At 45.1% G+C, this 821-nt stretch carries 1 protein-coding gene; it reads left to right on the top strand.

The window, feature by feature from the left end; translation table 11 throughout:
• Nucleotides 1-754 (top strand): IS110 family RNA-guided transposase (locus tag AWH66_RS10095; protein ID WP_071487847.1); only part of this gene is annotated, 754 nt, incomplete at its 5' end.
• Between the last annotated feature and the right edge of the window lie 67 nt (nucleotides 755-821).

Genomic DNA, 821 nt, shown 5'->3' with positions numbered 1-821 from the left:
GAATGACTATAACGATGCAGAAGCGATTGCTGAACTTGCACTCTATCAACGCACCCACCCCGTTCCACACAAGTCCATCGAACAACAAGATATTCAATCACTGATTCGAATACGTAGATTATGCGTAACGGAAAGAACGCGTCTGATTAATCAAGTTCGAGGTTTAATTGCCGAATACGGTATTGTTCTTCCCAAAGGAAAAGCGTCATTCAGGCAAGCCATTCCAGAGATACTGGAAGATGCAGAAAACCAACTCTCGCCAATACTGCGAGAACTTGTGTCGCGCCAGTACGAGCGCTACTTATATATTGATGAGCAAATCAAATGGTTTGAAGATAAGCTCACCCAGACCGTCAAACAATTCGATAATGCCAAGCGATTGATGTCAATTCCTGGCTTCGGGCCACTCACTAGCCAAGCTGTGGCGGTCTGGCTTGGTTCAGGACAACAGTTTAAAACAGGCCGAGATGCGTCAGCAGCGATGGGGCTTGTTCCAAAGCAAGATACGACAGGCGGTAACGTCATCCTTCTAGGCATAACCAAGCAAGGTAATACGTATATTCGGTCCTTACTTGTTCATGGAGCTAGGGCAGCATTGAGACGAGCCAAGTTTAAGTCTGACAAACTGAGTAAGTGGATGCTTAATTTACAAGAGCGACGAGGGCCAAACCGTGCAGCGGTTGCACTTGCGAATAAGCTAATGCGAATTGCTTGGGCAGTCACAACTAAAAATGAAGAGTATCAACCAACATAAATAGCAATCACCACTCTTTGCAAAGTACGTAGTGAGATGAATAACAGGATAAATCCTACACGTTGAA

The sequence above is a fragment of the Vibrio barjaei genome (assembly GCF_001639065.2).
In the GTDB taxonomy this organism is placed as follows: Bacteria; Pseudomonadota; Gammaproteobacteria; order Enterobacterales; family Vibrionaceae; genus Vibrio; species Vibrio barjaei.
This window is presented reverse-complemented; position numbering and strand designations above follow the sequence as displayed.